Source organism: Cupriavidus sp. 2KB_3 (genome assembly GCF_052115685.1).
GTDB lineage: Bacteria > Pseudomonadota > Gammaproteobacteria > Burkholderiales > Burkholderiaceae > Cupriavidus > Cupriavidus campinensis.
In genome coordinates this window covers 90740-116255 of sequence record NZ_JBFRHD010000020.1, presented here as the reverse complement: position 1 = coordinate 116255, position 25516 = coordinate 90740, and the positions used below count along the sequence as shown (strand labels likewise).

The 25516-nt window shown below is 66.1% G+C and carries 25 protein-coding genes; 18 read left to right on the top strand and 7 right to left on the bottom strand.

Annotation, left to right across the window (positions count from 1 at the left end):
- Positions 1–23: 23 nt before the first annotated feature.
- Positions 24–476 carry an SsrA-binding protein SmpB gene (gene smpB / locus AB4120_RS21085; protein ID WP_144195093.1) on the bottom strand — a complete coding sequence of 151 codons (453 nt, stop codon included), beginning with the start codon at positions 474–476 and terminating at the stop codon, positions 24–26.
- Between the two features lie 186 nt (positions 477–662).
- On the opposite strand from smpB, the gene AB4120_RS21080 reads away from it, so the two are divergent.
- Both AB4120_RS21080 and AB4120_RS21075 read left to right on the top strand, forming a co-directional pair.
- Positions 663–1103, top strand: coding sequence for a type II toxin-antitoxin system RatA family toxin (locus tag AB4120_RS21080; RefSeq protein ID WP_149135872.1), 441 nt, complete (start codon positions 663–665; stop codon positions 1101–1103).
- A complete protein-coding gene (locus AB4120_RS21075) occupies positions 1087–1446 on the top strand; it encodes an RnfH family protein (RefSeq protein ID WP_149135873.1) in 360 nt (119 codons plus the stop codon). Before AB4120_RS21080 ends, AB4120_RS21075 begins: the two co-directional genes overlap by 17 nt.
- A gap of 37 nt (positions 1447–1483) precedes the next feature.
- Here AB4120_RS21075 and AB4120_RS21070 read toward each other — a convergent pair whose 3' ends face one another.
- Complete coding sequence (locus tag AB4120_RS21070; protein ID WP_149135874.1) at positions 1484–2041, bottom strand: DUF4124 domain-containing protein; 558 nt, start codon at positions 2039–2041, stop codon at positions 1484–1486.
- Between the two features lie 105 nt (positions 2042–2146).
- On the bottom strand, positions 2147–3106 hold the full coding sequence (locus tag AB4120_RS21065) for a DMT family transporter (protein WP_149135875.1): 960 nt from the start codon (positions 3104–3106) through the stop codon (positions 2147–2149).
- Positions 3107–3221: 115 nt separating this feature from the next.
- On the opposite strand from AB4120_RS21065, the gene guaB reads away from it, so the two are divergent.
- The 6 genes from guaB (at position 3222) to AB4120_RS21035 (ending at position 11279) form a co-directional block, all read left to right on the top strand.
- The gene (gene guaB / locus AB4120_RS21060) at positions 3222–4685 is read left to right on the top strand and encodes an IMP dehydrogenase (RefSeq protein ID WP_144195101.1); all 1464 of its coding nucleotides are present in this window, start codon (positions 3222–3224) and stop codon (positions 4683–4685) included.
- A 107-nt stretch (positions 4686–4792) separates the two neighbouring features.
- A complete protein-coding gene (locus AB4120_RS21055; RefSeq protein WP_441642805.1) occupies positions 4793–5470 on the top strand; it encodes a hypothetical protein in 678 nt (225 codons plus the stop codon).
- A complete protein-coding gene (gene guaA / locus AB4120_RS21050) occupies positions 5445–7064 on the top strand; it encodes a glutamine-hydrolyzing GMP synthase (protein WP_149135877.1) in 1620 nt (539 codons plus the stop codon). The genes AB4120_RS21055 and guaA overlap by 26 nt, the downstream gene beginning before the upstream one ends.
- 238 nt (positions 7065–7302) lie before the next feature.
- Positions 7303–9471 (top strand): TonB-dependent siderophore receptor, encoded by a 2169-nt coding sequence (locus tag AB4120_RS21045; RefSeq protein ID WP_441642804.1) that lies wholly within the window; start codon positions 7303–7305, stop codon positions 9469–9471.
- Between the two features lie 144 nt (positions 9472–9615).
- Positions 9616–10659 carry an endonuclease/exonuclease/phosphatase family protein gene (locus AB4120_RS21040; RefSeq protein WP_149135879.1) on the top strand — a complete coding sequence of 348 codons (1044 nt, stop codon included), beginning with the start codon at positions 9616–9618 and terminating at the stop codon, positions 10657–10659.
- Between the two features lie 110 nt (positions 10660–10769).
- Positions 10770–11279, top strand: a complete 510-nt coding sequence (locus AB4120_RS21035) for a DUF1993 domain-containing protein (RefSeq protein WP_149135880.1) — start codon at positions 10770–10772, stop codon at positions 11277–11279.
- 35 nt (positions 11280–11314) lie between these two features.
- Here the strand turns inward: AB4120_RS21035 and dkgB are convergent, their stop codons facing one another.
- Both dkgB and AB4120_RS21025 read right to left on the bottom strand, forming a co-directional pair.
- The gene (gene dkgB / locus AB4120_RS21030; RefSeq protein WP_149135881.1) at positions 11315–12115 is read right to left on the bottom strand and encodes a 2,5-didehydrogluconate reductase DkgB; all 801 of its coding nucleotides are present in this window, start codon (positions 12113–12115) and stop codon (positions 11315–11317) included.
- Positions 12116–12149: 34 nt separating this feature from the next.
- Complete coding sequence (locus tag AB4120_RS21025) at positions 12150–13358, bottom strand: MFS transporter (RefSeq protein WP_149135882.1); 1209 nt, start codon at positions 13356–13358, stop codon at positions 12150–12152.
- A gap of 105 nt (positions 13359–13463) precedes the next feature.
- Between AB4120_RS21025 and AB4120_RS21020 the strand changes: the two genes are divergently transcribed.
- The 6 genes from AB4120_RS21020 (at position 13464) to AB4120_RS20995 (ending at position 18928) form a co-directional block, all read left to right on the top strand.
- On the top strand, positions 13464–14351 hold the full coding sequence (locus AB4120_RS21020; RefSeq protein ID WP_149135883.1) for a LysR substrate-binding domain-containing protein: 888 nt from the start codon (positions 13464–13466) through the stop codon (positions 14349–14351).
- Positions 14352–14447: 96 nt separating this feature from the next.
- On the top strand, positions 14448–15092 hold the full coding sequence (queE, locus tag AB4120_RS21015) for a 7-carboxy-7-deazaguanine synthase (RefSeq protein ID WP_144195119.1): 645 nt from the start codon (positions 14448–14450) through the stop codon (positions 15090–15092).
- A 3-nt stretch (positions 15093–15095) separates the two neighbouring features.
- Positions 15096–15572: a 6-pyruvoyl trahydropterin synthase family protein gene (locus tag AB4120_RS21010; RefSeq protein WP_149135884.1), complete on the top strand. Its 477-nt coding sequence runs from the start codon at positions 15096–15098 to the stop codon at positions 15570–15572.
- A 9-nt stretch (positions 15573–15581) separates the two neighbouring features.
- The gene (gene tadA / locus AB4120_RS21005; RefSeq protein WP_187645137.1) at positions 15582–16136 is read left to right on the top strand and encodes a tRNA adenosine(34) deaminase TadA; all 555 of its coding nucleotides are present in this window, start codon (positions 15582–15584) and stop codon (positions 16134–16136) included.
- Between the two features lie 5 nt (positions 16137–16141).
- Positions 16142–17065, top strand: coding sequence for a muramoyltetrapeptide carboxypeptidase (ldcA, locus tag AB4120_RS21000; protein WP_149135885.1), 924 nt, complete (start codon positions 16142–16144; stop codon positions 17063–17065).
- 240 nt (positions 17066–17305) lie between these two features.
- Positions 17306–18928 carry an ABC-F family ATPase gene (locus AB4120_RS20995; protein WP_144195123.1) on the top strand — a complete coding sequence of 541 codons (1623 nt, stop codon included), beginning with the start codon at positions 17306–17308 and terminating at the stop codon, positions 18926–18928.
- A gap of 63 nt (positions 18929–18991) precedes the next feature.
- On the opposite strand, the gene AB4120_RS20990 is transcribed toward AB4120_RS20995, so the two are convergent.
- Positions 18992–19609 carry a hypothetical protein gene (locus tag AB4120_RS20990; protein ID WP_149135886.1) on the bottom strand — a complete coding sequence of 206 codons (618 nt, stop codon included), beginning with the start codon at positions 19607–19609 and terminating at the stop codon, positions 18992–18994.
- A 147-nt stretch (positions 19610–19756) separates the two neighbouring features.
- Between AB4120_RS20990 and AB4120_RS20985 the strand changes: the two genes are divergently transcribed.
- From AB4120_RS20985 to AB4120_RS20970, 4 genes are all read left to right on the top strand, one after another.
- A complete protein-coding gene (locus tag AB4120_RS20985) occupies positions 19757–21187 on the top strand; it encodes an aldehyde dehydrogenase family protein (RefSeq protein WP_441642803.1) in 1431 nt (476 codons plus the stop codon).
- Positions 21188–21300: 113 nt separating this feature from the next.
- Positions 21301–23763 carry a penicillin acylase family protein gene (locus AB4120_RS20980; protein WP_149135888.1) on the top strand — a complete coding sequence of 821 codons (2463 nt, stop codon included), beginning with the start codon at positions 21301–21303 and terminating at the stop codon, positions 23761–23763.
- Between the two features lie 18 nt (positions 23764–23781).
- Positions 23782–24495 carry a glutamine amidotransferase gene (locus AB4120_RS20975; RefSeq protein WP_149135890.1) on the top strand — a complete coding sequence of 238 codons (714 nt, stop codon included), beginning with the start codon at positions 23782–23784 and terminating at the stop codon, positions 24493–24495.
- The gene (locus AB4120_RS20970) at positions 24492–25232 is read left to right on the top strand and encodes an MOSC domain-containing protein (RefSeq protein WP_149135891.1); all 741 of its coding nucleotides are present in this window, start codon (positions 24492–24494) and stop codon (positions 25230–25232) included. The genes AB4120_RS20975 and AB4120_RS20970 overlap by 4 nt, the downstream gene beginning before the upstream one ends.
- Here AB4120_RS20970 and AB4120_RS20965 read toward each other — a convergent pair.
- On the bottom strand, positions 25219–25443 hold the full coding sequence (locus AB4120_RS20965) for a DUF1289 domain-containing protein (protein WP_441642802.1): 225 nt from the start codon (positions 25441–25443) through the stop codon (positions 25219–25221). The genes AB4120_RS20970 and AB4120_RS20965 overlap by 14 nt on opposite strands.
- Positions 25444–25516 lie beyond the last annotated feature (73 nt).

The window sequence follows — 25516 nt, the reverse complement described above, 5'->3', positions numbered from 1 at the left end:
GAGGCACTGGCCTCCGTTTTTTCTTATTCCTTGTTGTCGCCCTTCATCAGGCGCGCCTTTTCGCGCTGCCAGTCCCGATTTTTCTCGGTTTCGCGCTTGTCGAACTGCTTCTTGCCCTTGCCCAGGCCGATTTCGCACTTCACGCGGCCACGCGTGTAGTGCAGGTTCAGCGGCACGAGCGTATAGCCGCGCTGCTCGACCTTGCCGATCAGCTTCTTGATCTCGTCGGCCTTCAGCAGCAGCTTGCGCGTGCGCACGGGATCCGGCGTCACGTGCGTGGAGGCACTCTGCAGCGGGCTGATATGGGCGCCGATCAGGTACATCTCGGCGTTGCGCACCACGACGTAGCCCTCCTTGATCTGCACGCGGTTGGCCCGGATGGCCTTGACTTCCCAGCCCTCCAGCACAATCCCGGCTTCGTAGCGTTCTTCGATGAAGTAGTCGAAAAAGGCTTTCTTGTTATCAGCGATGGTCATGCGTACGTGGTGGATTCCTGAGCAAGGCTGCCGCGCTGCGGCAAAGAGGGGAGCGACCGTTGCGGCGTCATCGAGGGGCGCCATGTGCGCCGGGGATGCCGTCGACCCGCGTGTCGGCTAAAATCGGGATTCTAGCAAACCCGCCCCGTTCGGGCCCAGCCCCTGGCGGCGCCCGCATCCGATTACATGGCAGACGTCCATAAATCCGTCCTGCTTGGCTATTCGGCCGAGCAGATGTATGACCTGGTCACCCGCGTGGAGGACTATCCCAAGTTCCTGCCATGGTGCGGTGGCGTGGAGATCTTCGAGAACACCGAGACCCTGCTTGACGCGAAGCTCCATATCCATTTCAACGGCATCAAGCAGTATTTCCATACCCGGAACGTGCAGGAGCGGCCCACACGCATTGATATGACGTTCGCGGACGGTCCTTTCAAGACCTTCAACGGCTCGTGGCGCTTTACGCCGCTGCGCGCTGACGCCTGCAAGATCGAATTTCACCTGCATTACGAGTTTTCGAGCGTCATTCTCGAGAAAATCATCGGTCCGGTGTTCAGCATGATCGCCAATACGTTTGTGGATGCCTTCGTCAAGCGCGCCGAGGTGGTCTATGCCAACAATGGCTGATGCGGGCGCCATGGTGCGGCTCTCGGTCTGCTACGCCAGGCCCGACGCGGTGTTCCTGAAGGAAGTCTCGGTGCCGGCCGGCACGAGCGTGGAGGGGGCGATTCGCGCCAGCGGCCTGACCGAGGCGTATCCCGAAGTGGATCCGACCACGGCCCGCGTCGGCATCTACGGCAAGCTCAAGACCGCGGAAACGATGGTTCGGGAGGGGGACCGGGTGGAAGTCTATCGGCCGCTGACCGCTGATCCCAAGCAGGCGCGCCGCAAGCGCGTGCAGAAGACCCGGGCCACCGGAACGCGCGAAGGCCTGAAATGGCTGCGCGGCGGGGGCGGGCAGGGGAGTTGACTGGGCGGGCAGCGCTGTCCGGCGCCCACCCTGTGCCTCAGCTGCAGTGCTGGGCCATCGACTGGCTAATTCTGTCGAGTTCGGCGGCGCGTTCGTCGCCGTTCAGGCGGTGCGCGGCGCCATCCGGGCCGGCCTTCGAGACGCGCATGCCTTCGCGCAGCCCCGTGGCGTAGTTCGACATCTCTTCGCAGCGCGTCTGGCGGGCGAGTTGCTCGCGTTCCTTGGTGGCAGCTTCCAGGTCGGCCTTGAGGCGCTCCTCACGCCGCTCGCGGAAAGCCTGCTCCGGATCGGTCCCGGCGGGCTTGTCCTTGCTCCGCGCGCTTACCTGGCGAGCCCGGGGCGCGTCGCCCGCGGGTGCCTTGGCGTCGGCTTGTCCGTCGACCTTCGTGGCAGTTTCGGCTTCCACCGGGCGATAGGCGCCTGCCGCGCGGCCGGGCGCCATCACGATGGCGCGGTCCGGCACGGAGGGCGGCGGCGGGACATCGCTATAGACCATGCGGCCGGTGCCATCCTTCCACTGCCATTGGGAAAAGGCCGTGGTGGGCACGGCAAGACTGGCGGCAACAAGCAGGTACAGCGCGGTCGAACGGTTCATGGCAAGAGTATCTGTGGCGTCTGGGCAGAAAATGCCAGGTTGGCGATGAAAACCGGACGGTAGGAGGGTTGACAACCATGTGACCCCCGCGTCATGCCCGGTAGTCTACGCAGACTTGTCCGTGGCGTGCAAGCGCACGGACCAGGCCACCCCGACGATCAGCAGCGCGATGGCGGCCAACTCCAGCGGCCTTGGCCAGCGGTGATCGAACACAAACCCGTATGCCAGCGCGAACAGCGTCTCAAAAACGATCATTTGCCCCGAAAGCGTCAGCGGCAGGCGGCGGCTCGCGATATTCCAGAGGTTGTTGCCAATAAGCGACGCCCCGAGTGCCACGGCGGCGTTGACCATCCAGAACCACTGCCACGCGCGGCCGCTGCCCGGGGCGGTCAACACCTCGCCAGCAAAGAGCCAGCCGATGCCGGCCAGCACCACCGAAACCAGCCCGGTGGACAGCCCGTACAGGGCTGACCATTCGTTCCCGCTGTAGTGCGGATGGCGCTGGAGGTAACGTGCGTTGTCCACGGCGTAGAGCGTCCAGCAGACCAGCGCGCCCGCCGCGCAGGCCACGCCAGCCAGCTTCTGCCACGCCGGACGGGCCAGGGCGCCCGCCGCCGTGCCGTGTGCACTGCCGCCCCCGGCAAACAGGTCGACATTGATGCAGGCGATGCCCGCCGCCACCACCAGCAGCGGCCAGACCAGCCGCGAGAGCGGCACTGCGCCGTGGTCGCGGCGGCCCATGATCGTGATGGAAACCGGCAGGATGCCAATGATCAGCGAGGTTGGCCCGACCCCGGCCAACTGCACGCCAAACGCCAGCAGCACGTAATAGAGCAGGTTGCCGGTGAACGCCTGGCGCAGCAGGGCGACGCAATCGCCCCGGGTTAGCTTTTTTGCGAGGCGCCGCATCAGCGGCAGCGCCGCCACGAAGGCGACGAGCCCATAGGCCAGGTACCGGCCAATGGCGAGTTCCCAGGGCGAAAACGCCGGCAGCAGCTTCGGCGCGATGAACACCATGCCCCAGAACGCGCCGGCCAGCAGCCCGCACAAAACGCCGATGCCCATCGGACTCCTGTTGTGATCTGTGGAAGGGAGGCCGAGAATAGCAAGCGGGATGCAAGAACGCATCAGCAAATCCTGCATTCCTGTATAATCTGCTTTTGCGCCTAGAGGATTTGCTATGCGTCTTGTCCAGAAAGCACTCACATTCGATGACGTGCTGCTTGTACCGGCCTATTCGGCCGTCCTGCCCCGGGATGTTTCCCTCCGCACCCGCCTGACCCGTTCGATCGAACTGAACATTCCGCTCGTGTCCGCCGCCATGGATACCGTGACGGAAGCCCGCCTTGCCATTGCGATGGCGCAGGCCGGCGGCATCGGCATCGTCCACAAGAACCTGAAGCCCGCCGACCAGGCCCGTGAAGTGGCGCGCGTGAAGCGCTACGAATCGGGTGTGCTGCGTGATCCGATCACCATTTCGCCGGACATGAAGGTCCGCGATGTGATCGCGCTGTCGCAGCAGCATGGCATTTCCGGCTTCCCGGTGCTCGAAGGCAAGACCGTAGTCGGCATCATCACCAACCGCGACCTGCGCTTCGAGGAAGAACTCGACGCCCCGGTGCGCGCCAAGATGACCCCGCGCGAAAAGCTTGTCACCGTGGCCGAAGGCGCCACGCTGGACGAGGCCAAGCGCCTGATGAACCGTCACCGCCTGGAGCGCGTGCTGGTGGTCAATTCCTCGTCCGAGCTGCGTGGCCTGATCACCGTGAAGGACATCCAGAAGGCCGTGGACAACCCGCTGGCCAGCAAGGACGATCACGGCCAGCTGCGCGTGGGCGCCGCCGTGGGCGTGGGTCCGGATAACGACGAACGCGTGGAACTGCTGGTCAAGGCCGGCGTGGACGTGATTGTGGTCGATACGGCGCATGGCCACAGCCAGGGCGTGCTGGACCGCGTGCGCTGGGTCAAGCAGAACTTCCCGCACGTGCAGGTGGTGGGCGGCAACATCGCCACCGGCGCGGCCGCGCTGGCGCTGGTCGAGCATGGCGCGGATGGCGTGAAGGTGGGCATCGGCCCCGGTTCGATCTGCACCACGCGGATCGTGGCCGGCGTGGGCGTGCCCCAGATCACCGCCGTCTCCAACGTGTCCGAGGCGCTCAAGGGCACCGGCGTGCCGCTGATCGCCGATGGCGGCATCCGTTACTCGGGCGATGTGGCCAAGGCCCTGGCGGCCGGCGCGCACACCGTGATGATGGGCGGCATGTTCTCGGGTACCGAGGAAGCGCCGGGCGAGGTGTTCCTGTACCAGGGCCGCTCGTTCAAGAGCTATCGCGGCATGGGTTCCGTGGGCGCGATGAAGGACGGCGCCGCCGACCGCTACTTCCAGGAAGACAACACCGCCAACGTCGACAAGCTCGTGCCGGAAGGCATCGAGGGCCGCGTCCCCTACAAGGGCTCGGTCATGGCGATCATCCACCAGCTCACCGGTGGCGTGCGTGCGTCGATGGGCTATTGCGGCAGCAACTCCATCGCCACCTGGCACGAGACGGCCGAGTTCGTGCAGATCACGGCTGCCGGCATGCGCGAATCGCACGTGCACGATGTGCAGATCACCAAGGAAGCGCCGAACTACCATATCGACTGATCCCGATATGGCCCGCCCGACCTGGGCATCACGGCCGCGCTGGCAACGTCGAGGTTGACGAGGCCGCGCGGCCGCGACGCAAGAAGCATCAGGAAAAAGGAGCGCCCATGAAAGTACTATTGCGAGCCGTGCTGTTCTTCGACGCCTTGCTAGACCTGCTGCTCGGCATCCTGCTGTTGCTGTCGCCGTTCACGACGCTGTATGCCGCACTCCAGTTGCCGCAGCCGCAGCCGGCCCTGTTCGGCCAACTGCTCGGCGTGGCGATGATCGGCTTGGCCTGGCTGCTGCTCCAGGCCGCCATCAACGGCCAGTTGACCGTGCCCGTGGCACGCACGGCGGGCCAGGTGAACCTGGTGAGCGCCGTACTGATCGTGGCGTGGACGCTGTTCCTCGACATGCCCGTGCAAGGCGCCGGCAAGGTCTGGCTGCTGACGCTGGCCGCTGTCATGCTGTTCTTCGCCGTGGTGCAGATGCCCGCCGCCAAGCGCGTGCGCCTGCGTGAGCGGGAGCAACTGGCCCAGCGCGAGGCTGAGCTGCGCGCCGCCCGGCATGGCGATGGCCCCGTGTACTATCCCGGCACGCCGGTCGATACCGTCGACCCCGCCGACCCGCACCAACAACCCGGCGCCGCCTACCCGGCACGCCCGCATGGATCCCCCGAATACCGGCGCGAGCCGGTCATCACCCCGCCACCCGGCTACGGTCCGGGCACCGAGGTCATGCCCGAACCCGAGCCGGAAGCTCTGCCAAACGCCCATCATGCACGACAAAATCCTCATCCTTGATTTCGGCTCGCAGGTCACGCAGCTGATTGCCCGCCGCGTTCGCGAGGCGCACGTCTACTGCGAGATCCATCCTAACGATGTGACCGACGAATTCGTCCGCCAGTACGCGCCGAAGGCCATCATCCTGTCCGGCAGCCACGCCAGCACCTACGAAGACCACCAGCTGCGCGCGCCGCAGGCCGTGTGGGACCTCGGCGTGCCGGTGCTGGGCATCTGCTACGGCATGCAGACCATGGCCGTGCAGCTGGGCGGCAAGGTGGAGTGGAGCGACCATCGCGAATTCGGCTATGCCGAGGTGCGCGCCCATGGGCATACCAGGCTGCTCGATGGCGTCGAGGATTTCGCGACGCCCGAAGGCCACGGCATGCTCAAGGTCTGGATGAGCCATGGCGACAAGGTGGCCGAACTGCCGCCGGGCTTCAAGCTGATGGCGTCCACGCCGAGCTGCCCGATCGCCGGCATGGCCGATGAGGCGCGCGGCTATTACGCGGTGCAGTTCCACCCGGAAGTCACGCATACGGCAAAGGGCCGCGAGATGCTCGAGCGCTTCGTGCTCAAGATCGCCGGCGCGAAGGCCGACTGGGTGATGCGCGACCATATCGCCGAAGCCGTGGCCAAGATCCGCGAGCAGGTGGGTGACGAGGAAGTCATTCTGGGCCTGTCCGGCGGCGTGGATTCCTCGGTGGCGGCGGCGCTGATCCATCGCGCCATTGGCGACCAGCTGACCTGCGTGTTTGTCGACCACGGCCTGCTGCGCCTGGACGAGGGCAAGATGGTCATGGAGATGTTCGCGGGCCGGCTGCATGCCAAGGTAGTCCATATCGACGCCTCGGAGCAGTTCCTGGGGCATCTGGCCGGCGTGACGGACCCCGAGCAGAAGCGCAAGATCATCGGCCGCGAGTTTGTCGAGGTCTTCCAGGCCGAGGCCAAGAAGCTGAGCAATGCCAAGTGGCTGGCGCAGGGCACGATCTACCCGGACGTGGTGGAATCGGGCGGCACCAAGACCAAGAAGGCGACCACGATCAAGAGCCACCACAACGTTGGCGGCCTGCCCGAGACGCTGGGCCTGAAGCTGCTGGAGCCGCTGCGCGACCTGTTCAAGGACGAAGTGCGCGAGCTGGGCGTGGAACTGGGCCTGCCGCCCGAGATGGTGTACCGCCATCCGTTCCCGGGCCCGGGCCTGGGCGTGCGGATCCTGGGCGAGGTCAAGCGCGACTACGCCGAGCTGCTGCGCCGCGCAGACGCCATCTTCATCGAGGAACTGCGCAAGACCATCGCCACGGAGCAGGATGCCGCGGCGGGCCTGTGCGAGCCGCAGCAAGTGGGCAAGAGCTGGTACGACCTGACCAGCCAGGCCTTCGCGGTGTTCCTGCCGGTGAAGTCCGTCGGCGTGATGGGCGATGGCCGTACGTACGACTACGTGGTGGCCCTGCGCGCAGTGCAGACCACCGACTTCATGACCGCCCACTGGGCGCACCTGCCGTACGCGCTGCTGGGCCGCTGCTCGAACCGCATCATCAACGAGGTGCGGGGCCTGAACCGGGTGGTGTACGACGTGTCGGGCAAGCCGCCAGCGACAATCGAGTGGGAATAAGCCCAGGCCCTTCGAGGCCTGCGGAGAAGTGACATATCAACGGCCGGGGCGCAATCGTCCCGGCCGTTTTTCATTTCAGGACGCCAGGCACGATACGCGGCACCTGTGTGGTGCGTACGCCACGCCTGACAATCAAACCAAAGATAAATGTATCGGAATCATTACATGACATTACAATTGAAGACGAAATGCGAGTCATTCGCATTAGCATTTCCAATTCGTAACGAGAGATATCGCAATGTCTGTATGCGCCCGGCGCCGCGTTCGCGGCTCGCACGCCTTCCGCCTGACCACCTTTGCCTTGAGCATGCAAGCCGCCAGCGTCTCGCTGGCCCAGGAGCAGGCGCCTGCTCCTGCCCACCAGGAATTGCCGACGATCACGGTCCGGGGCACCAATCTGCCCGAATCGCCGACCGGCCCGGTACATGGCTTCGTGGCGAAACAAGCCGTGACTGCCACCAAGACCGACACGCCGATCATGGAGACGCCGCAGTCGATCACGGTCATCACGCGTGACCGGATCGAACTCACGGGTGCCCAGTCGGTGGCGCAGGCGGCAGGCTACACGGCCGGCGTCTCGGCGGCGGGGTTCGGCACGGACAACCGCACGGATTCGATCAAGATCCGTGGCACCGATTCCACGCAGTATCTCGACGGGCTGCTCAATGCCGTCGGCTTCTACAACAACACGCGCCCGGACCCGTACGCGCTGGAGCGCATCGAGATCCTGAAAGGGCCGTCAGGCATGCTGTACGGGCAGGGCTCGGTGGGCGGCGTGGTCAATCTCGTGTCGAAGCGCCCGCAGGCCGAGGCTGCGCGTGAAATTGGCGTGAGTTTCGGCAACTTCAACCGCAAGCAGATCCAGGCCGACTTTACGGGTCCGATCGACGCCGACGGCAAGTGGCTCTACCGCTTCGTGGCCATGGCGCGCGACAGCGATGCTTCGGTGGACTACGTCAAGGACAACCGCTACTACATCGCCCCGTCGCTGACCTATCGCCCGACGTCCGACACCAGCTTCACCTTGCTGGCCAACTTCCAGAAGGATGATTCGGGCTCGATGATCGGCTTCTTCCCGTGGCGCGGCACCCAGATCGAGAACCCGGCCGGCCAGATCCCGCAAAGCTTCTTCGTCAGCGAGCCCGGCTTCGACAAATACACGGCCGAGCAGCACGCCGTGGGCTACCAGTTCGAGCACAGGTTCAACGACACCTTTACGGTGCGCCAGAACCTGCGCTATTCGCACAGCACCGTCGACTACCGTAGCATCTACACGGCTGGCTACACCGGCGCCACGCATGGCTGGGTGCCGGGCAGCGACACCATGCTGCGCCGCACCATCTACCTGAACCAGCCGACGCTGAACCAATTGGCCGTCGACACGCAGGTGCAGTCGAAGTTCGGCACCGGCCCCGTGCGCCACACGCTGCTGTCCGGCTTCGACTACCAGAACAACGAGATCACGGGCCGCACCGGCGTAGGTGGCTTTGCCGCGCCGATCAACGTGTTCAATCCGGTCTACGGCAACTACCAGGCACCCACATCCACGCGCGACCTGGCACCGGCCAAGCAGATCCAGACCGGCGCCTACCTGCAGGACCAGATCGAATGGAACAAATGGCTGCTGATGCTGGGCCTGCGCTACGACTGGTCGCGCGCGGCGCAGGACAACACGCCGGCAGGGTCCCGTGACGACAACGAGCTGACCAAGCGCTTCGGCCTGATGTACCGCTCGGACTTCGGCCTGAACCCGTACGTCAGCTACGCGGAGTCGTTCCAGGGTCAGGCGGGCTTCAATGTGGACGGTGGCGCGTTCAAGCCGCTGCGCGGCAAGCAGTGGGAAGTGGGTGTCAAGTACCAGCCGCCGGGCAAGAACATGACGCTGACCGCCTCGCTGTTCGATATGCGCGAAGAAAACCGCAAGGTGGCCGGCGTGGTCAACGGCCTGCCCGGCACGGTGCAGGTGGGCGAGGCGCGTACGCGCGGCGCGGAACTGGAGGCGCTGGTGTCGCTGGGCCGGCTGGACCTGATTGCCACGTACACCTACCTGGACGCCAAGGTCATCGAAGGCACGGCTGCGGAGCAGGGCCAGCGGCTGGCAAGCATCCCGGCCAACATGGCGTCGCTGTGGGCCAACTACCGCTTCAGCCTGTTCGACATGCCGGGATTTATTGCCGGCGCGGGCGTGCGCTACAACGGCCCGTCGTACGATGGCACCGGCAACAACCGCGTGGGCGGCTTCACGCTGTTCGACGCCGTGCTGGGCTACGATCACGGCCCGATCCGCGTGTCGCTGAACATGAACAACCTGTTCAACAAGCAGTACATCAACACCTGTATTGCACGCGGCGACTGCTTCTTCGGCACGCAGCGCACCATCATCGGCAATGTGACATACCGCTTCTGATCGGCCGATCAGCCATGGCGAACGCCGGCTTGCCCAGGGCAGCCGGCGTTTTTTCTTGACCCTCGTCAGACAATCCATCCAATCAATCGGAACTGTCCTGGTCTGCTGTGACAATGCGTGGCACCACCCACTCCGGAGTGACACATGCCGTACTACGCAGGGCTGAAACAGATCGAGGATACGGACGTACGCAGGCGCACCATCGACGGGCTGAAGCGCCTGCGGCCCGCGCTGGCCGCTGCCATTCCACCGCGCACCGCCACCGACACACTGCTGCTGGCCACCTGGAATATCCGCGAGTTCGACTCGGGCAAGTACGGCTACCGTGACGAGGAGGCGTACTACTACATTGCCGAAATCCTGAGCCGCTTCGACCTGATCGCCATCCAGGAGGTGCGCAGCGGCCTCTATCCGCTCCAGCGGCTGCAACGGATCCTGGGTAGCTGGTGGGATTTCCTGGTGACTGACGTGACGCTGGGCACCTCCGGCAACGCCGAGCGCATGGCCTACCTGTACGACCGGCGCAAGGTCACGTTCACCGGGCTGGCCGCCGAACTGGTGCTGGCGAAGGAGAAGGGCGCGCCCGAGGAGCCGGTGCAGATGGCGCGCTCGCCCTATATCGCGGGCTTCCGGGCCGGCTGGGCTTACCTGACCCTCGCAACGGTCCACATCTACTACGGCAAGAGCGTGGCCGTGGACCCGCGCCGGCTGGCCGAGATCACGGCGTTCGCCCGCACGCTGGCCAAGCATGCAGGAAAGCTCTCCAGCGCGCCGCAATACGCGCCCGGCACCGCGCCGGAGGCGGACAACCTGATCGTGCTGGGCGATTTCAATATCTTCAACCGCAACGACGTGACCATGGAGGCCATGACCCGGGCCGGATTCGCCGTGCCGGAAGCCCTGCAGGCCGTGCCGGGCTCCAACGTCGACAAGAACAAGCATTACGACCAGATCGCCTACCTGAGCCGACTGGCCCACCTGGCGCCTACCGGTCGGGCCGGCGTGTTCGATTTCTACGAGCACGTCTACCGGCTCGAAGACGAGCCCACCTATGCGCGGCAGCGGGCCGCCAAGCCGGGGCGCGGCTTCAAGGAGTGGCGCACCTACCGGATGAGCGACCACCTGCCGATGTGGGTCGAATTCGGCATCGACGATGGCGATGCCTATCTCGACGGGCTGCTGTCGTAGCCGCCGGGGCCGCTGCCAGCAGGCCGGGCCGATTCGATCTATCCTCCCGTCTGCAGCACAGCAGCGGCACCGCCGCGCACCCCCACGACACCGCACCCCAAGGAGCCCAAATGGCCCTCTCGATGTATGACGTTTCGATCCCGCCGTTCATCCGCGCACTGAGCAATCTATCGGCGATTCTTGAAAAAGGCGCTGCCCACGCCAAGGCGCAGGGGATCGACGAATCCGAGCTGATTCAGACGCGTCTGATTGCCGACATGGACGCGCTGCCCGCCCAGGTGCAGCGCGCCAGCGACTCCGCCAAGGGCTGTGCCGCACGGCTGGCCGGGATCGAGATTCCGGGCTATGCCGATACCGAGGCGACGTTCCCCGAGTTGCAGGAGCGCATCGCCAAGACCATCGGTTTCCTGAAGTCGATCCGCCCCGAGCAATTGGAGGGCAGCGACACGCGCACCGTGGAACTCAAGCTCCGCAACGGCCCGGTCACCTTCGACGGCAAGAGCTATCTGCTTGGCTTCGCGCTGCCGAACTTCTATTTCCACGTGACCACCGCCTACGACCTGCTGCGCCACAAGGGCGTGCAGATCGGCAAGATGGACTTCCTCGGCGCGCCGCGCTGATTGCCGGCGTCAGTCCTGGTCGTCAGTGCCAGTCGTTAGTCCCACGCTGGCGCGAAGTCGGGGTTGGCCAGCCGCTCGCCCCGGTCCAGCGCGGCAATCTCGGCCATCTCGCCGGCTGTCAGCGTGAGCCGCGCCGCCGCGAGATTGCTCTCAAGGTTGGCGCGCCGGGTGGACGATGGAATCACCGCATAGCCCTGTTGCATCAGCCACGCCAGCGCCACCTGTGCCGGCGTGGCGTCTCGCACGGCGGCAATCCGCCGTAGCACGGCATCCTCCATCACCTTGCCGTAGGCCAGCGGCATATAGGCCGTCAGGTGAATCCCCTGTTCGCGCATGAACCCCGCCACCTTGCGGTTCTGCAGGAACGGATGCAGTTCGATCTGGTTCGTGGCGATGGCCGGCGCGCCAATGGCGTCGATGGCTTGCTTCAGGTGCCCGATGGTGAAATTCGACACGCCAATCGCACGCGTCAGCCCGGCGGCCTGGGCCTGCGCCAGCGCTTCCATGTACTCGGCCACCGGCAACGCGTCGCCCGGCGACGGCCAATGGATCAGCGTCAGATCGACCCGATCAAGCTTCAGTTTCTCAAGACTCGTCTCAAGGCTGGCGCGCAAGGCGTCGCGGCCCAGGTGCTCGGTCCAGATCTTGGTGGTCACGAACAGGTCTTCGCGCGGCACGCCGCTGGCGGCAATCGCCCGGCCCACTTCGGCCTCATTGCCGTAGATCTGGGCCGTGTCGATGTGGCGATAGCCCAGCTCCAGCCCCATCGTCACGGAATCGATGACCTGCTGGTCCTTGAGCCGGAAGGTGCCAAGGCCAAGTTGCGGAATCTGCATGAAGTTCTCCGATGAAAGGATGGATGGCGAAAAATCAATGAGACATCGCCCCGGCCGGCACATTGCCCGCACGGTGATCGATGCCGGCGGCGCGGTCCAGCCGGCCGCTCCATTCGGTCAGGCCCAGCGCCACGAGCACCACCAGCGCGCCGATCCACGGCGTATGCATCAGCCCCAGATGCTGGACGATCAGCCCACCCGCCCACGCCGCCCCGGCAATGCCGAGATTGAACGCGGCGATATTGAGGCCGGAGGCCACGTCCACGGCCTGCGGCGTGTGGCGCTCCGCCTGCTTCACCACGTAGACCTGCAGGCCCGGCACGTTGCCGAAGGCGACCGCGCCCCAGGCCAGCACCGTGGCCACCACCAGCCAGCGGTGCGGCGCGGTGAAGGTCAGCACGAACAGCACGGCGGCGAGTAGGAGAAATACGATGCGCAGCGCCGGAATCGGGCCATGCCGGTCGGCCAGCCGGCCACCCCAGATATTGCCCACCGCCACGGACACGCCATACACCAGCATCACCAGCCCCACGGCGCCGGCGCTGAAGCCCGAAACGTCTTGGAGAATCGGGGCCAGGAAGGTGAACGGGATGAACGAACCGCCGTAGCCGATGGCCGTCTTCGCATAGACCAGCAGCAGGCGCGGCTCGGCCAGTACCCGCGCCTGCTGCAGCAACGAGGCGGGCGGGGAATGGCGGATCTGCGAGGGCACGAACAGCAGGCTGCCGATAAAGGCGATCACGCCGAGGCCGGACACGGCCAGGAAGGTCTCGCGCCAGCCAAAATGCTGGCCGATGAAAGTACCCAGCGGCACGCCGGTCACCAGCGCCACGGTCAGCCCTGTAAACATGATGGCGATGGCGCTCGCGGCACGCTCCTTCGGCACCAGGCCGGTGGCGATGGTCGAGCCGATCGAGAAGAACACGCCGTGCGCGAGGCCGGTGAGGATGCGCGCCAGAATCAGCGATTCATAGCTCGGCGCCTTCCAGGCGAGCAGGTTGCCGGCGGTGAACAGCGCCATCAGCGAGAGCAGCAGCAGCTTGCGCGGCAGGCGGCCGGTGAGGGCGGTGAGCACCGGCGCGCCCACGGCCACGCCGAGCGCGTACAGGCTCACCAGCAGGCCGGCGGACGGCACCGAGATATGCAGGTCCGCCGCGATGGTCGGGATCAGGCCGACGATGACGAACTCCGTCGTCCCGATGGCAAAGGCGCTGATCGTCAGCGCCAGCAAGGCAATAGGCATGTCGAGCATCCTCAAGCAGGGTTTTTTCGATGGACGCAGTGTGCCGCGTGCTTTATTGCAGAAAAACCCCGTGATCAGCCAAAGATATTTGACTAAAATTCAAGAATGAAGCTGACCCTCGAAGAATTGCTCGCCTTTACGACCGTGGTGGACAGTGGCTCGATCACCGCCGCTGCGGATCAACTCGACCAGACCGTCTCCGGGGTGAGCCGGGCGCTGTCCCGGCTGGAAGAGAAGCTGGAAACCACGCTGCTGCGCCGGACCACGCGGCGGCTGGAACTGACCGAGGAGGGCGCGGCGATGCTCGCTCACGCGCGCCAGATCCTGGCGGCGGCCGATCTGGCCGAGGAGCAGATGGCGCTGCGGCGGCAGCGGCCGGCGGGGCGGCTGCGCGTGAACGCGGCATCCCCGTTCATGCTGCACGTGGTGGTGCCGCTGGTCGGCGCCTTCCGCGCGGCTTACCCGGAAATCGAACTCGAACTGAATACCAACGACCAGATCATCGATCTGCTTGAACATCGCACCGATGTGGCGATCCGTATCGGCACGCTGCGCGATTCCACGCTGCACGCGCGGGCGCTGGGCAGCAACCGCATCCGCGTGCTGGCCAGTCCCGATTACCTGAAGGCGCGTGGCGCCCCGGCCACCGTGGCCGAGCTTGGCGATCACACCTTGCTTGGCTTCACCCAGCCGGAGTCGTTGAATCGCTGGCCGCTGCGGGGCGAGAATGGCGCGGAAGTGGAGATTCGTCCGCAAATCTCGGCGTCGAGCGGCGAGACGCTACGGCAGCTGGCGTTGGCCGGGCAGGGCATCGTCAGCCTGGCGGACTTCATGACCGATGCGGACCGGCGCGCGGGCCGGCTGGTGCAGGTGCTGGAGGGCAGTACGATCGAGGTCCGGCAGCCGATCCACGCCGTTTACTACCTCAATACGCAGTTATCGGCCCGTATTGCCGTGTTCCTGGACTTCCTGCAGGAGCGGCTGGCGCCTTAGGTGGCCGTAGGCGGCCATCAGCGGGGCAGGGTGCGCCTTAGCGAAAACCCTAGTCCCTTGCTATACTAATGGGTTGCTCGTCGCTAGCCCCGCACAATGACTTACGCCGTCAAGGAAATCTTCTACACGCTGCAGGGCGAAGGCGCCAACGCCGGCCGCGCTGCGGTGTTCTGCCGTTTCTCGGGTTGCAACCTGTGGACCGGCCGCGAAGAAGACCGGGCGCGTGCGGTCTGCCAGTTCTGTGACACCGACTTCGTCGGCACGGACGGCACGCGCGGCGGCAAGTACAAGACCGCCGAGGAGTTGGCGGCCGTGGTGGCCTCGGAATGGCCCCAGGGCCCGGGCAGCGCCGGCGGCAAGCCGCTCGTGGTCTGCACCGGCGGCGAGCCGCTGCTCCAGCTGGACGCGCCGCTGATCGACGCGCTGCACGCGCAGGGCTTCGAGATCGCCATCGAGACCAACGGTACGCTGCCCGTGCCAGACGGCATCGACTGGGTCTGCGTGAGCCCCAAGATGGGCGCGGATCTCGTGGTGACGCGCGGAGACGAACTCAAGGTTGTCATCCCGCAGGACGGCCAGGACTTCGCGGCATACGAGCAACTGGATTTCCGCTATTTCATGGTGCAAGCCATGGATGGCCCGCTGGCCCGGCAGAATACGGCCGCAGCGGTGGAATTCTGCCAGCGCCACCCGCGCTGGCGCCTGTCGCTGCAGACCCACAAGCTGCTTGGCATTCGCTGATCCATGACCAAACAAGTCTCCATCACCCGTCGCCTGGAGTTCGATTCCGGCCACCGTATCCCTAGCCATGGCGGCCAGTGCCGCAACATCCATGGCCACCGCTACCGCCTGGACCTGACCCTGTCGGGCGAAGTCCTGCACAAGGAAGGCGCCTCCGACGACGGCATGATCCTCGACTTCGGCGACATCAAGACGCTCGCCAACGAGTATCTGGTCTCGAAGTGGGACCACGCCTTCCTGATCTACCGGGGCGATACGGCGCTGCTGAACTTCCTCCAGTCGATGGACAACCACAAGACCGTGGTGCTCGAGTCCATTCCCACGGTGGAGAACCTTGCCCAGGTGGCGTTCGACATCCTCGCGCCCGTGTTCAAGGACTGTTTCGGCCACCATCTGCAACTGACCCGCCTCGTGCTGTTCGAAACGCCGAACTGCTGGGCCGAAGTCAGCGCGCCGGTGCGCCTGCCCGCCCAGGACTGATCCGGGCCGATGTCCGATCCGATGTCCGATCTGCTGCCCCAGACCTTCCCCGATGCCGATTCGCGCGACCGCTTCTACATGAGCGCCGCGCTGGAAGAGGCGCGTCTGGCGGAAGCTGCGGGCGAGGTGCCGGTGGGTGCCGTGGTGGTCTGGAACGACAAGATCATCGCGCGCGGCCACAACCTGCCGATCCGCTCGATGGACCCGTCCGCCCACGCCGAGATGCAGGCCCTGCGCGCCGCCGCCCAGGTGCTCGGCAACTACCGCATGCCCGAGTGCGAGCTATATGTGACGTTGGAGCCCTGCGCGATGTGCTCGGGCGCCATCCTCCATGCCCGTCTGCGCCATGTGGTGTTCGGCGCGACTGACCCCAAGACCGGCGCGGCCGGCAGCGTGGTGGACCTGTTCGCGCAGGCCACGCTCAATCACCAGACCACGGTGGCCCGGGGTGTGATGGCCGACGAATGCGGCCAGATGCTGCGCGATTTCTTTGGCGCGCGGCGCCGTGCGCAGAAGTCGGCACGCGTTAAAATTGCGGCTCCAGATTCCGGTGCAGAGCATTAAGGTTCATGAGCGAATCGATTGAAGTCCGTCTGATTGCGTCGTCCGGCTATCCCCATGACGTGGCGATTGCGGCACGCGGATGCGCCTGGCTCAAGCATCACGGCTATCACGTGGGCAATGCCGACGTGCTGGCGCGCCGCTACCTGCGCTTCGGCGGGACGGACGCCGAACGGCTGGCCGACCTGCACGCCATCGGCACCGGCGCGCAGCGCGAACTGACGCTGGCCGTGCGCGGCGGCTACGGGCTGGGGCGGCTGCTTGGCAAGATCGATTTCGCGCGGATTGCCGACCGGGCGCGTGCCAGCGGCACGCCCATCGTCGGGCATAGCGATTTCACGGCGTTCCAGCTGGCCTACCTCGCTGCCACCGGTGGCGTGACGTTTGCCGGCCCGATGCTGCTGGCCGACTTCGGCGCCGAGCCGGTGGACGCGTACATGTGGCAGCACTTCGAGGCCATCCTGCGCGACCCGGCCTACACGGTGACGGTGGAGGCGCCGCAGACGCTGGCCCGGCCCGTGGCCGTGGCCGGCACGCTCTGGGGCGGCAACCTCGCCATGCTGTGCAGCCTGCTCGGCACCCCGTACATGCCGAAGATCGACGGCGGCATCCTGTTCCTCGAGGACATCAACGAGCCGCCGTACCGCATCGAGCGGATGCTGCTGCAACTGGCGCAGGCCGGCGTGCTGGCCCGCCAGCAGGCGCTGGTGCTGGGCGATTTCTCCAATTACCGCACCACGGACTACGACAACGGCTACGACATGGGCGCCGTGTTCGACTACGTGCGTGCCGAAGTCGGCATTCCGGTGCTGACCGGCCTGCCGTTCGGCCACTGCCCGCGCAAGCTGACGCTGCCGGTGGGCGCGCAGGCCCGGCTGACTGCCCAGGCGGACGGCTTCACGCTGGCCCTGTCCGGCTACCCGACGCTGTAACGACGTCACAGCGAACGTCACACCGCGCCCGCAATCCGCACCAATCCCTGCCAATTCCCGCTAGCGGCCCGTGAGTGGTAAAATCTCGGGTTATTTCCGCATTTTTGCCAGGCCGGACGCGCTGATGGGCAGGTCTTCCACGCGATCCCCCAGCCCTGGCAGGCCCGGGCCCGCCCGGGCGGCGCAGGCGCCCCGCGCAGCCTCCCTCTACGCACCCATACGCATTCAAAGGTTCCAGACGTGCTTTCTACCGCAAACATCACCATGCAGTTCGGCCCCAAGCCGCTGTTCGAGAACATCACGGTCAAGTTCGGTGAAGGCAACCGCTACGGCCTGATCGGTGCGAACGGCTGCGGCAAGTCCACCTTCATGAAGATCCTTGGCAGCGACCTCGATCCCTCGTCGGGCCAGGTCATGCTGGAGCCGGGTGTGCGCCTGGGCAAGCTGCGCCAGGACCAGTTCGGCTATGAAGACAACCGCGTGCTGGACGTGGTGATGATGGGCCACACCGAGATGTGGGCCGCCGCGAGCGAGCGCGACGCCATCTACGCCAATCCGGAAGCCACGGATGAGGACTACATGAAAGCGGCCGAGCTGGAAGCCCGCTACGCCGAGTTCGACGGCTACACCGCCGAGGCGCGCGCCGGCGAACTGCTGCTGGGCGTGGGCATTCCCACCAGCCAGCACCAGGGCCCGATGAGCGACATCGCCCCCGGCTGGAAGCTGCGCGTGCTGCTGGCGCAGGCGCTGTTCTCGAACCCGGACGTGCTGCTGCTCGACGAACCGACCAACAACCTGGACATCAACACGATCCGCTGGCTGGAAGACGTGCTCAACGAGCGCAATTCCACGATGATCATCATCTCCCACGATCGACATTTCCTGAATTCGGTGTGCACGCACATGGCCGACATGGACTACGGCACGCTGAAGGTCTACCCGGGCAACTACGACGACTACATGGAAGCGTCGATGCAGGCCCGCGAGCGCCAGCTGGCCGCCAACGCGCGTGCCAAGGAGCGCATCACGGAACTGCAGGACTTCGTGCGCCGCTTCTCGGCCAACAAGTCCAAGGCCCGCCAGGCCACGTCGCGTGCGAAGCAGATCGACAAGATCAAGGTGGAGGACATCAAGCCGTCGTCGCGCCAGAACCCGTTCGTGCGCTTCGAGTTCGAGAAGAAGCTGCATAACCTGGCGGTGGAGGTGGAGGGCATTACCAAGACCTACGACCGCAAGATCATCAACAACCTGACGCTGGCCATCCAGGCCGGCGAGCGCGTGGCGATCATCGGCGAGAACGGCGCCGGCAAGACCACGCTGCTGCGCAGCCTGCTGAACAATATTGTCCAGACTGGCGTGCAGCGCGGCGTGGAAGTGGACCGCGGCGAAGTGAAGTGGGCCGAGAACGCCAACGTCGGCTACATGCCGCAGGACACGTACGAAGAATTCCCGGTGGACCGCGACGTGATGGACTGGATGAGCCAGTGGACGCAGGCCGGCGACGACGACCAGTCGCTGCGCGGCACGCTGGGCCGGCTGCTGTTCTCGGCCGACGATATCAAGAAGAACGTCAAGGTGCTGTCCGGGGGCGAGAAGGGCCGCATGATCTGGGGCAAGCTGATGCTGGGCCGCCATAACGTGCTGGCCATGGACGAGCCGACCAACCACATGGACATGGAGTCGATCGAGTCGCTGCAGATCGCACTGGACAAGTTCACCGGCACCCTGATCTTTGTTTCGCACGACCGCGAACTGATTAACGGCCTGGCCACGCGTGTGATCGAAGTCCGCACGGACGGCACGATTACCGACTACCTCGGCACGTACGATGAGTACCTGGAGTCGCAGGGTATCGCGGCTTAAGGGAATACTGAGCCGGAACGCCGAGCCGGAACGCCCCTCTCCTGTGGGGGAAGGGCGTTGTTCTTACCTGGCGGCCACTCCCTGCGCCGTCAGCATTGCATCCAGCTGATCCAGAATCGCCCTTGCGGTGATCTCTCCCTTGGCCTTTTGCAAGGCCGCGCCCAGTGCCTCGCGCAACGCGGCCAGTTCGGCCACCGTTCCCGCCTTTTCCACCTTCACCTGCAAGACGTAGCCGCGCAATCCAAGATGATTGCCGATCACATCGGTATAGAAGTGGTAAAGCTGCTTGTAGCCGTCCGCGCCGCCCACTGCTACCGGCGTCGGGGCGATGGCGGTATCGGCGAGCACGTCGTCGAGTCCCTTGCCGAGTGCTGAATACGCCGCAAACAGATTGGTTTCCGGCGGGCCCGAGCGGGCCGGGCGTTGTGTGGTGGCGGTCACCGGCGCGGCGACGGGTTTGGCCGCTTCCGAGGTATCGGCCACCACCAGCCCCAGTTCCACCAGCGTGTCCAGCGCTTCCTCCCCGACCCCCATCCCGCCCACCTGCGCCAGCAATGCCGATTTGCGGCGTTCGCCATTCACGATAAGCAGCAGCGCGCGCAGCTTGTGATCGAGCTTGCGGGCACGCGTGCGGATCTCCTCCTGACCTGCCTCCGTCTTCTGAAAGACCGGATCGACCATGTCTCGCTCCTCTTTTCTTTGTTTTCGATGGGCGGCATGCGCCCGGAATCAAACAAAATCCGAGTTGGCATTCCGCTCTACAATGTGAGGCACCCTAAAAGTAACAAAAAATTGCAACCGCCGATTCACCTATCGAGAACTGTGGCCATGCAACAACGAGACAAACTTTTCATCAACGGCAAGTGGATTCAGCCCCATGGCAGCGGGCTGATCGATGTGATTCATTCCGCCACCGAGGCGGTAATGGGCAAGATTCCCGAGGGCGACGCCCGGGACGCCGAGGACGCCATCGCCGCCGCGCGGGCCGCCTTCGAGGGCTGGTCCAACACGCCGTCGGCCGTGCGCGCCGGCTATATCCGCAAGATCGCCGAAGGGCTCAAGGACCGTACCGAGGAACTGGCGCAGCTGATTGCCGGCGAAGTGGGCATGCCGATCAAGCTGGCGCGGGCCATCCAGGTGGGCGGGCCGGTCTATAACTGGGGCCAGGCCGCCTCGCTGCTGGAGCAGTTCCAGTTCGAGGAGCAGGTCGGCAATTCGCTGGTGGTGCGCGAGCCCGTGGGCGTGGTGGCCGCCATCACGCCGTGGAACTACCCGCTGAACCAGATCACGCTGAAGGTGGCGCCGGCGCTGGCCGCCGGCTGCACCGTGGTGCTCAAGCCGTCCGAGGTGGCGCCGCTGAACGCCTTTGTGCTGGCCGAGGTGATCGAGGCCGCCGGCCTGCCGCCGGGCGTGTTCAACCTCGTCACCGGCTATGGCCCGATCGTGGGCGAAGTGCTGGCCAGCCATCCGGAAGTGGATATGGTGTCGTTCACCGGCAGCACGCGCGCTGGCAAACGCGTGTCCGAGCTGGCCGCGCAGTCGGTCAAGCGCGTGGCGCTGGAGCTGGGCGGCAAGTCCGCCTCGGTGATCCTGGACGACGCGGACCTGCCGCAGGCCGTCAAGGGCACCATCAGCGCCTGCTTCCTGAACTCGGGGCAGACCTGCTCGGCCCATACCCGCATGCTGGTGCCGCGCGCCCGCTATGACGAGGTCAAGGCTATCGTCGCGAAGGTGGTGGAGAACTTCACGCTCGGCGACCCGCTGGCGGAGACCACGCGTCTCGGCCCGCTGATCTCGGCCGTGCAGAAGGAGCGCGTGACGGGCTATATCCGGCGCGGGCTGGAGGAGGGCGCCGAACTGCTGGCCGGCGGCCCGGATGCCCCCGAGGGGCTCGGCAAAGGCTTCTTCGTGAAGCCGACGGTGCTCGGCAACGTTGATCCGAAGGCGACCGTGGCGCAGGAGGAGATCTTCGGCCCGGTGCTGACCGTGATCTGCTATGACACCGAGGAAGACGCCGTGCGCATCGCCAATGACAGCGTCTACGGGCTCGGCGGCGGGGTTTGGTCCGGCGATGAGGCCCGTGCGATCCGCGTGGCGCGCCGCATCCGTACCGGGCAGGTGGACATCAACGGCGGTCCGTTCAACATGAACGCGCCGTTCGGCGGCTTCAAGCAGTCCGGCAACGGGCGCGAGGCCGGCAAGTACGGACTCGAGGAATTCCTCGAATACAAGTCGCTGCAACTGAAGAAGCCCGCCTGACGGGCGCTTCCTGACGTTGCATCGCATGCCCGGCGCGTCCGGGCATTTTTTTCTGGCGCCGGAATCTGCGATGCTTCGGTCTTTGATCGACCCCAATATTTCGGAGAAATACGATGCGCTGGTGGAAACGGCTCGGCGGCTGGCTGCTCTCGCTCCTGTTGCTGCTGGCGACGGGCGCCGTGGGCGGCTATGCCTGGTATCGCCAGGCTTCGCAGCCGGACACGGCCGGCACGCTGATCCTGCCCGGCCTGCATGACCGCGTGGTGGTGGTGCGGGACCGCAACGCCGTGCCGCACATCCAGGCCGCCCATGCGCTGGACGCCTACTACGCGCTCGGCTACGTCCACGCGCAGGACCGGCTCTGGCAGATGCAGATGAACAAGCGCGTGGTGGCGGGCCGGCTGGCGGAAATCCTCGGGCCGGGCGCGCTGGACACCGACCGCTTCCTGCGCACGCTGGGGGTGCGGCGCAATGCCGAGGCCATCCTGGCGCAGACTTCCCCCGAGACCCGCGCCGCGCTGCAAGCCTATGCCGATGGCGTGAACGCGTTCATTGACACACGCAAGTCCGCGCTGCCGCCCGAGTTCCTGATCCTCGGCACCAAGCCGGAGCGCTGGGAGCCCGCCGACACGCTCGGCTGGCAGACCATGATGGCGTGGGATCTGGGCGGCAACTGGACGCAGGAAGTGCTGCGCATGGGGTTGGCCCAGCAGCTGCCCACGTCCCGCATTGCCGAGATCCTCGCTCCCTATCCGGGCGATCCGCCGCTGCGCACCATGGACTACGCGGCCTTCTATCGCCATCTCGCGCCCGTGGCCACGGCCATGGCGAGCGTGGTGGAGCGGGCGCCGGCAGGCTATGTAGAGGGGATGGGATCGAACAACTGGGTGGTCTCCGGCGCCCACACGGTCAGCGGCAAGCCCTTGCTGGCCAATGATCCGCACCTGGGGCTGCAGGCGCCGTCACTCTGGTATTTCGCCCAGATGCAGGCGCCGGGGCTCGACGTGACCGGCGCCACGCTGCCCGGCATTCCGCTGGTCGTGCTCGGCCATAACGCGCGCATTGCCTGGGGTTTCACCAATACCGCGCCGGACGTGCAGGACCTCTATATAGAAAGGATCGATCCGGCGCACCCCAACCGCTACCAGACGCCGGACGGCTGGGCGGAGTTCGAGACCCGCACCGAGACCATCCGCGTCAAGGGTGCCCCGGACGTGGCCCTGACCGTCCGGGCCACGCGCCACGGCCCGGTGCTGTCCGACGTGGCCGAGCCGCTGACCGTCGCCGCCAAGCCGCTGGGCGCCCAGTACGTGGTGGCGTTCCAGTGGACCGCGCTGCGGCCCGACGACAAGACTTTCGAAGGGGGCCTGAAGCTGGCCGCCGCGCGCGACTGGAACACCTTCCTGGCGGCGATGCGCGACCTCCACGCGCCGCAGCAGAACATCGTCTACGCCGATGTGGACGGCAATATCGGCTATATCGCGCCGGGCCGCGTGCCGCTGCGCCGGGCGGACAACGACCTGAAGGGTCTTGCGCCGGCGCCGGGCTGGGATGCGCGCTATGACTGGACCGGCTTCGTGCCGTTCGACGCGTTGCCGCGCCGCTTCAACCCGCCGGACGGCATGATCGTGACTGCCAACCAGAAGATCGTGGCCGACGACTACCCGTACTTCATCACCAGCGAGTGGACCGTGCCGTACCGCCACGACCGCATCCGCGCGCTGCTGGAGGCCACGCCGCGCCATACGCCGGACAGCTTCGCCGCCATCCAGAAGGACGTGGTCTCGCTGGCCGTGCGCGATGCCTTGCCGCTGCTGCTGGCCGCCCCCGTGGCCAGCGACGCCAAGCGCCCGGACCGCGAGCGCGCCCTGTTCGAGGCCCTGCGCAAGTGGGACGCCACCATGGCGGCGGACCGCGCCGAGCCGCTGGTCGCCACCGCGTGGCTGCGCGAGCTGTCGCGCCTGCTGTTCGAAGACAAGCTGGACGAGACCCAGTTCAACCGGCTCTGGGACCAGCGCAACGTACAGTTGCCGATGCTCAATGCGCTGCGTGCCCCGCGCGGCGCCGGTGCGTTCTGGTGCGACAACACCCGTACGCCGGCGCACGAGACCTGCGCCGAAACCATCGGCCTGGCCTGGCAGCGCGCCATCGCCGACCTGGACGCCCGCTATGGCAGCAATCCGGAAGAATGGCGCTGGGGCCAGGCCCATACCGCGCGCGCCGAGCACAAGCCGTTCGGCAAAGTTTCGTACTTGTCAGGGTTTTTTAACGTGCGCGTGCCAACCGGTGGTGATACGTATACGGTGGATGTCGGCCGCCACAGCCTGCGTGACGAGGCCGCACCTTTCGAGAGCGTACATGCGGCCAGCCTGCGCGCGATCTATGACCTTTCAGATTTGTCCCATTCCCGCTTCATGACGTCGACGGGACAATCGGGCAATGCCTTGTCTCCGCACTACCGCGACTGGACCGAGCGGTGGGCGGCCGTACAGTTCATTACGATTGGCGCGCCACGCCGCAATCCCGGCGGCGACGCGTTCGACACACTGGTGCTCCGGCCAGCCGGCGCACCCTAAGCTTCAGGAGAGTTGACGATGACCGAGACCCGACGCCGCACCGACGTAATCCAACATGTGCCGTTCGAGCATGCCGGCGTGATTGCCAATGCCGTGCGCGACCGCGGGCACGAGATCCGCGTGTTCCAGGCCGGCGTGGACGACCTGACGCTGGTCGCGGCCGATCCGGCGGACCTGCTGGTGGTGCTGGGCGGGCCGATCGGGGTCTATGAAACCGAGGCCTATCCGTGGCTGGGGGCTGAGATCGCAGTCATCCGCGAGCGGCTCGGCACGCGGCGGCCCATGATCGGCGCCTGCCTGGGCGCGCAGTTGATCGCGGCGGCGTCTGGCGCGCGGGTCTATCCGGGCACGCGCGAGATTGGCTGGGGGCCGGTCACGCCGACCGAAGCCGGCCTGCGCTCGCCGCTCGCGGCCCTGGCGGACGCGGACTGGCAGGTGCTGCACTGGCACGGCGACACCTTCGACCTGCCGGCCGGCGCCGAACTGCTGGCCTCCACCGCCGGCACGCCGCACCAGGCGTATGCGATCGGCCAGCACGTGCTGGCGCTGCAATTCCACCCCGAGGTGCTGCCCGGCGACATCGAGACCTGGCTGATCGGCCATACCGTGGAGCTGGCCAAGGCCGGCATCGACCCGCGCACCATCCGCCGCCGTACGGCCGAGATCGGCGCCACCGTGGCGGCCGCCGGGGAACGCATGTTCATGCGCTGGCTCGACGAGGCCGGGCTGTGACGGTGCCGGTGATCGACATCGCCATTGATGCCTTGCTTGCGGGCAAGGTGCGCCCGTTCGGCCCGAAGGCAGTGCCAAGCGGCATCGACAAGCAGTTGCAGGACGGCCCGCTGCGCGTGACCACGCTCGGGTTGGCCGGGGACGAGCAGGGCGATCCGCGCCATCACGGCGGCCCGGAAAAGGCCATCCACCACTATCCGCGCGACCATTACCCGGCCTGGACGGCCGAACTGGCCGCAGAGGAGGGCGTGACCGTGACCGATGTACTGTCGCGCCCTGGTGCCTTCGGCGAAAACCTGAGCACCCGGGGTTTGACGGAGGCGGACGTGTGCATTGGCGACCAGTTCCGGCTCGGCTCGGCGCTGGTGGAGGTCTCGCAGGCGCGACAGCCATGCTGGAAGCTCAATCACCGCTTTGGCTACGCCGGCATGTCGCGCGCGGTGCAGCAGAGCCAGCGCACGGGCTGGTACTACCGGGTGATCGAGGAGGGCGAGGTACGCGCCGGGGACCGGCTGGTGCTGGCCGCGCGGCCCTATCCGCAATGGACCCTGCAGCGGCTGCTGCACGTGCTCTATGTCGACCGGCTCAACCATGCGGCGCTGGCCGAGATGGCGGAACTGGCGCCGCTGGCGGAAAGCTGGAGAAAACTCGCACGCGAGCGCGTGGCGCGGCGCGAGGTCGAGGATATGGAGAAGCGACTCACCGGGGCCAGCCCCGGCGCTGTCAGCCCTGGTTGAAGCGGCGCGCGGTACCCTCGCGCGTGATGCGGTCCCAGATCACCTGCTTTTCGGCATCGGAGTAGAACACCCAGTTGCTGACCTCGGCGGCGGTGCGGCCGCAACCCTGGCAGATCTCATCGAACAAGGTGGAGCAGATGCCGATGCAGGGGCTGTCGGGCCGGTCGCTGAGACCCTGGGCTTCGGTAATGTCGGACGGTTCGGCAGGCATGCAGAGGCGGGGCGGGGACGGCAGGAACGATTGGGGGGCCATTATACCGGCCGACGCCGCGGCGCCCGGGTGT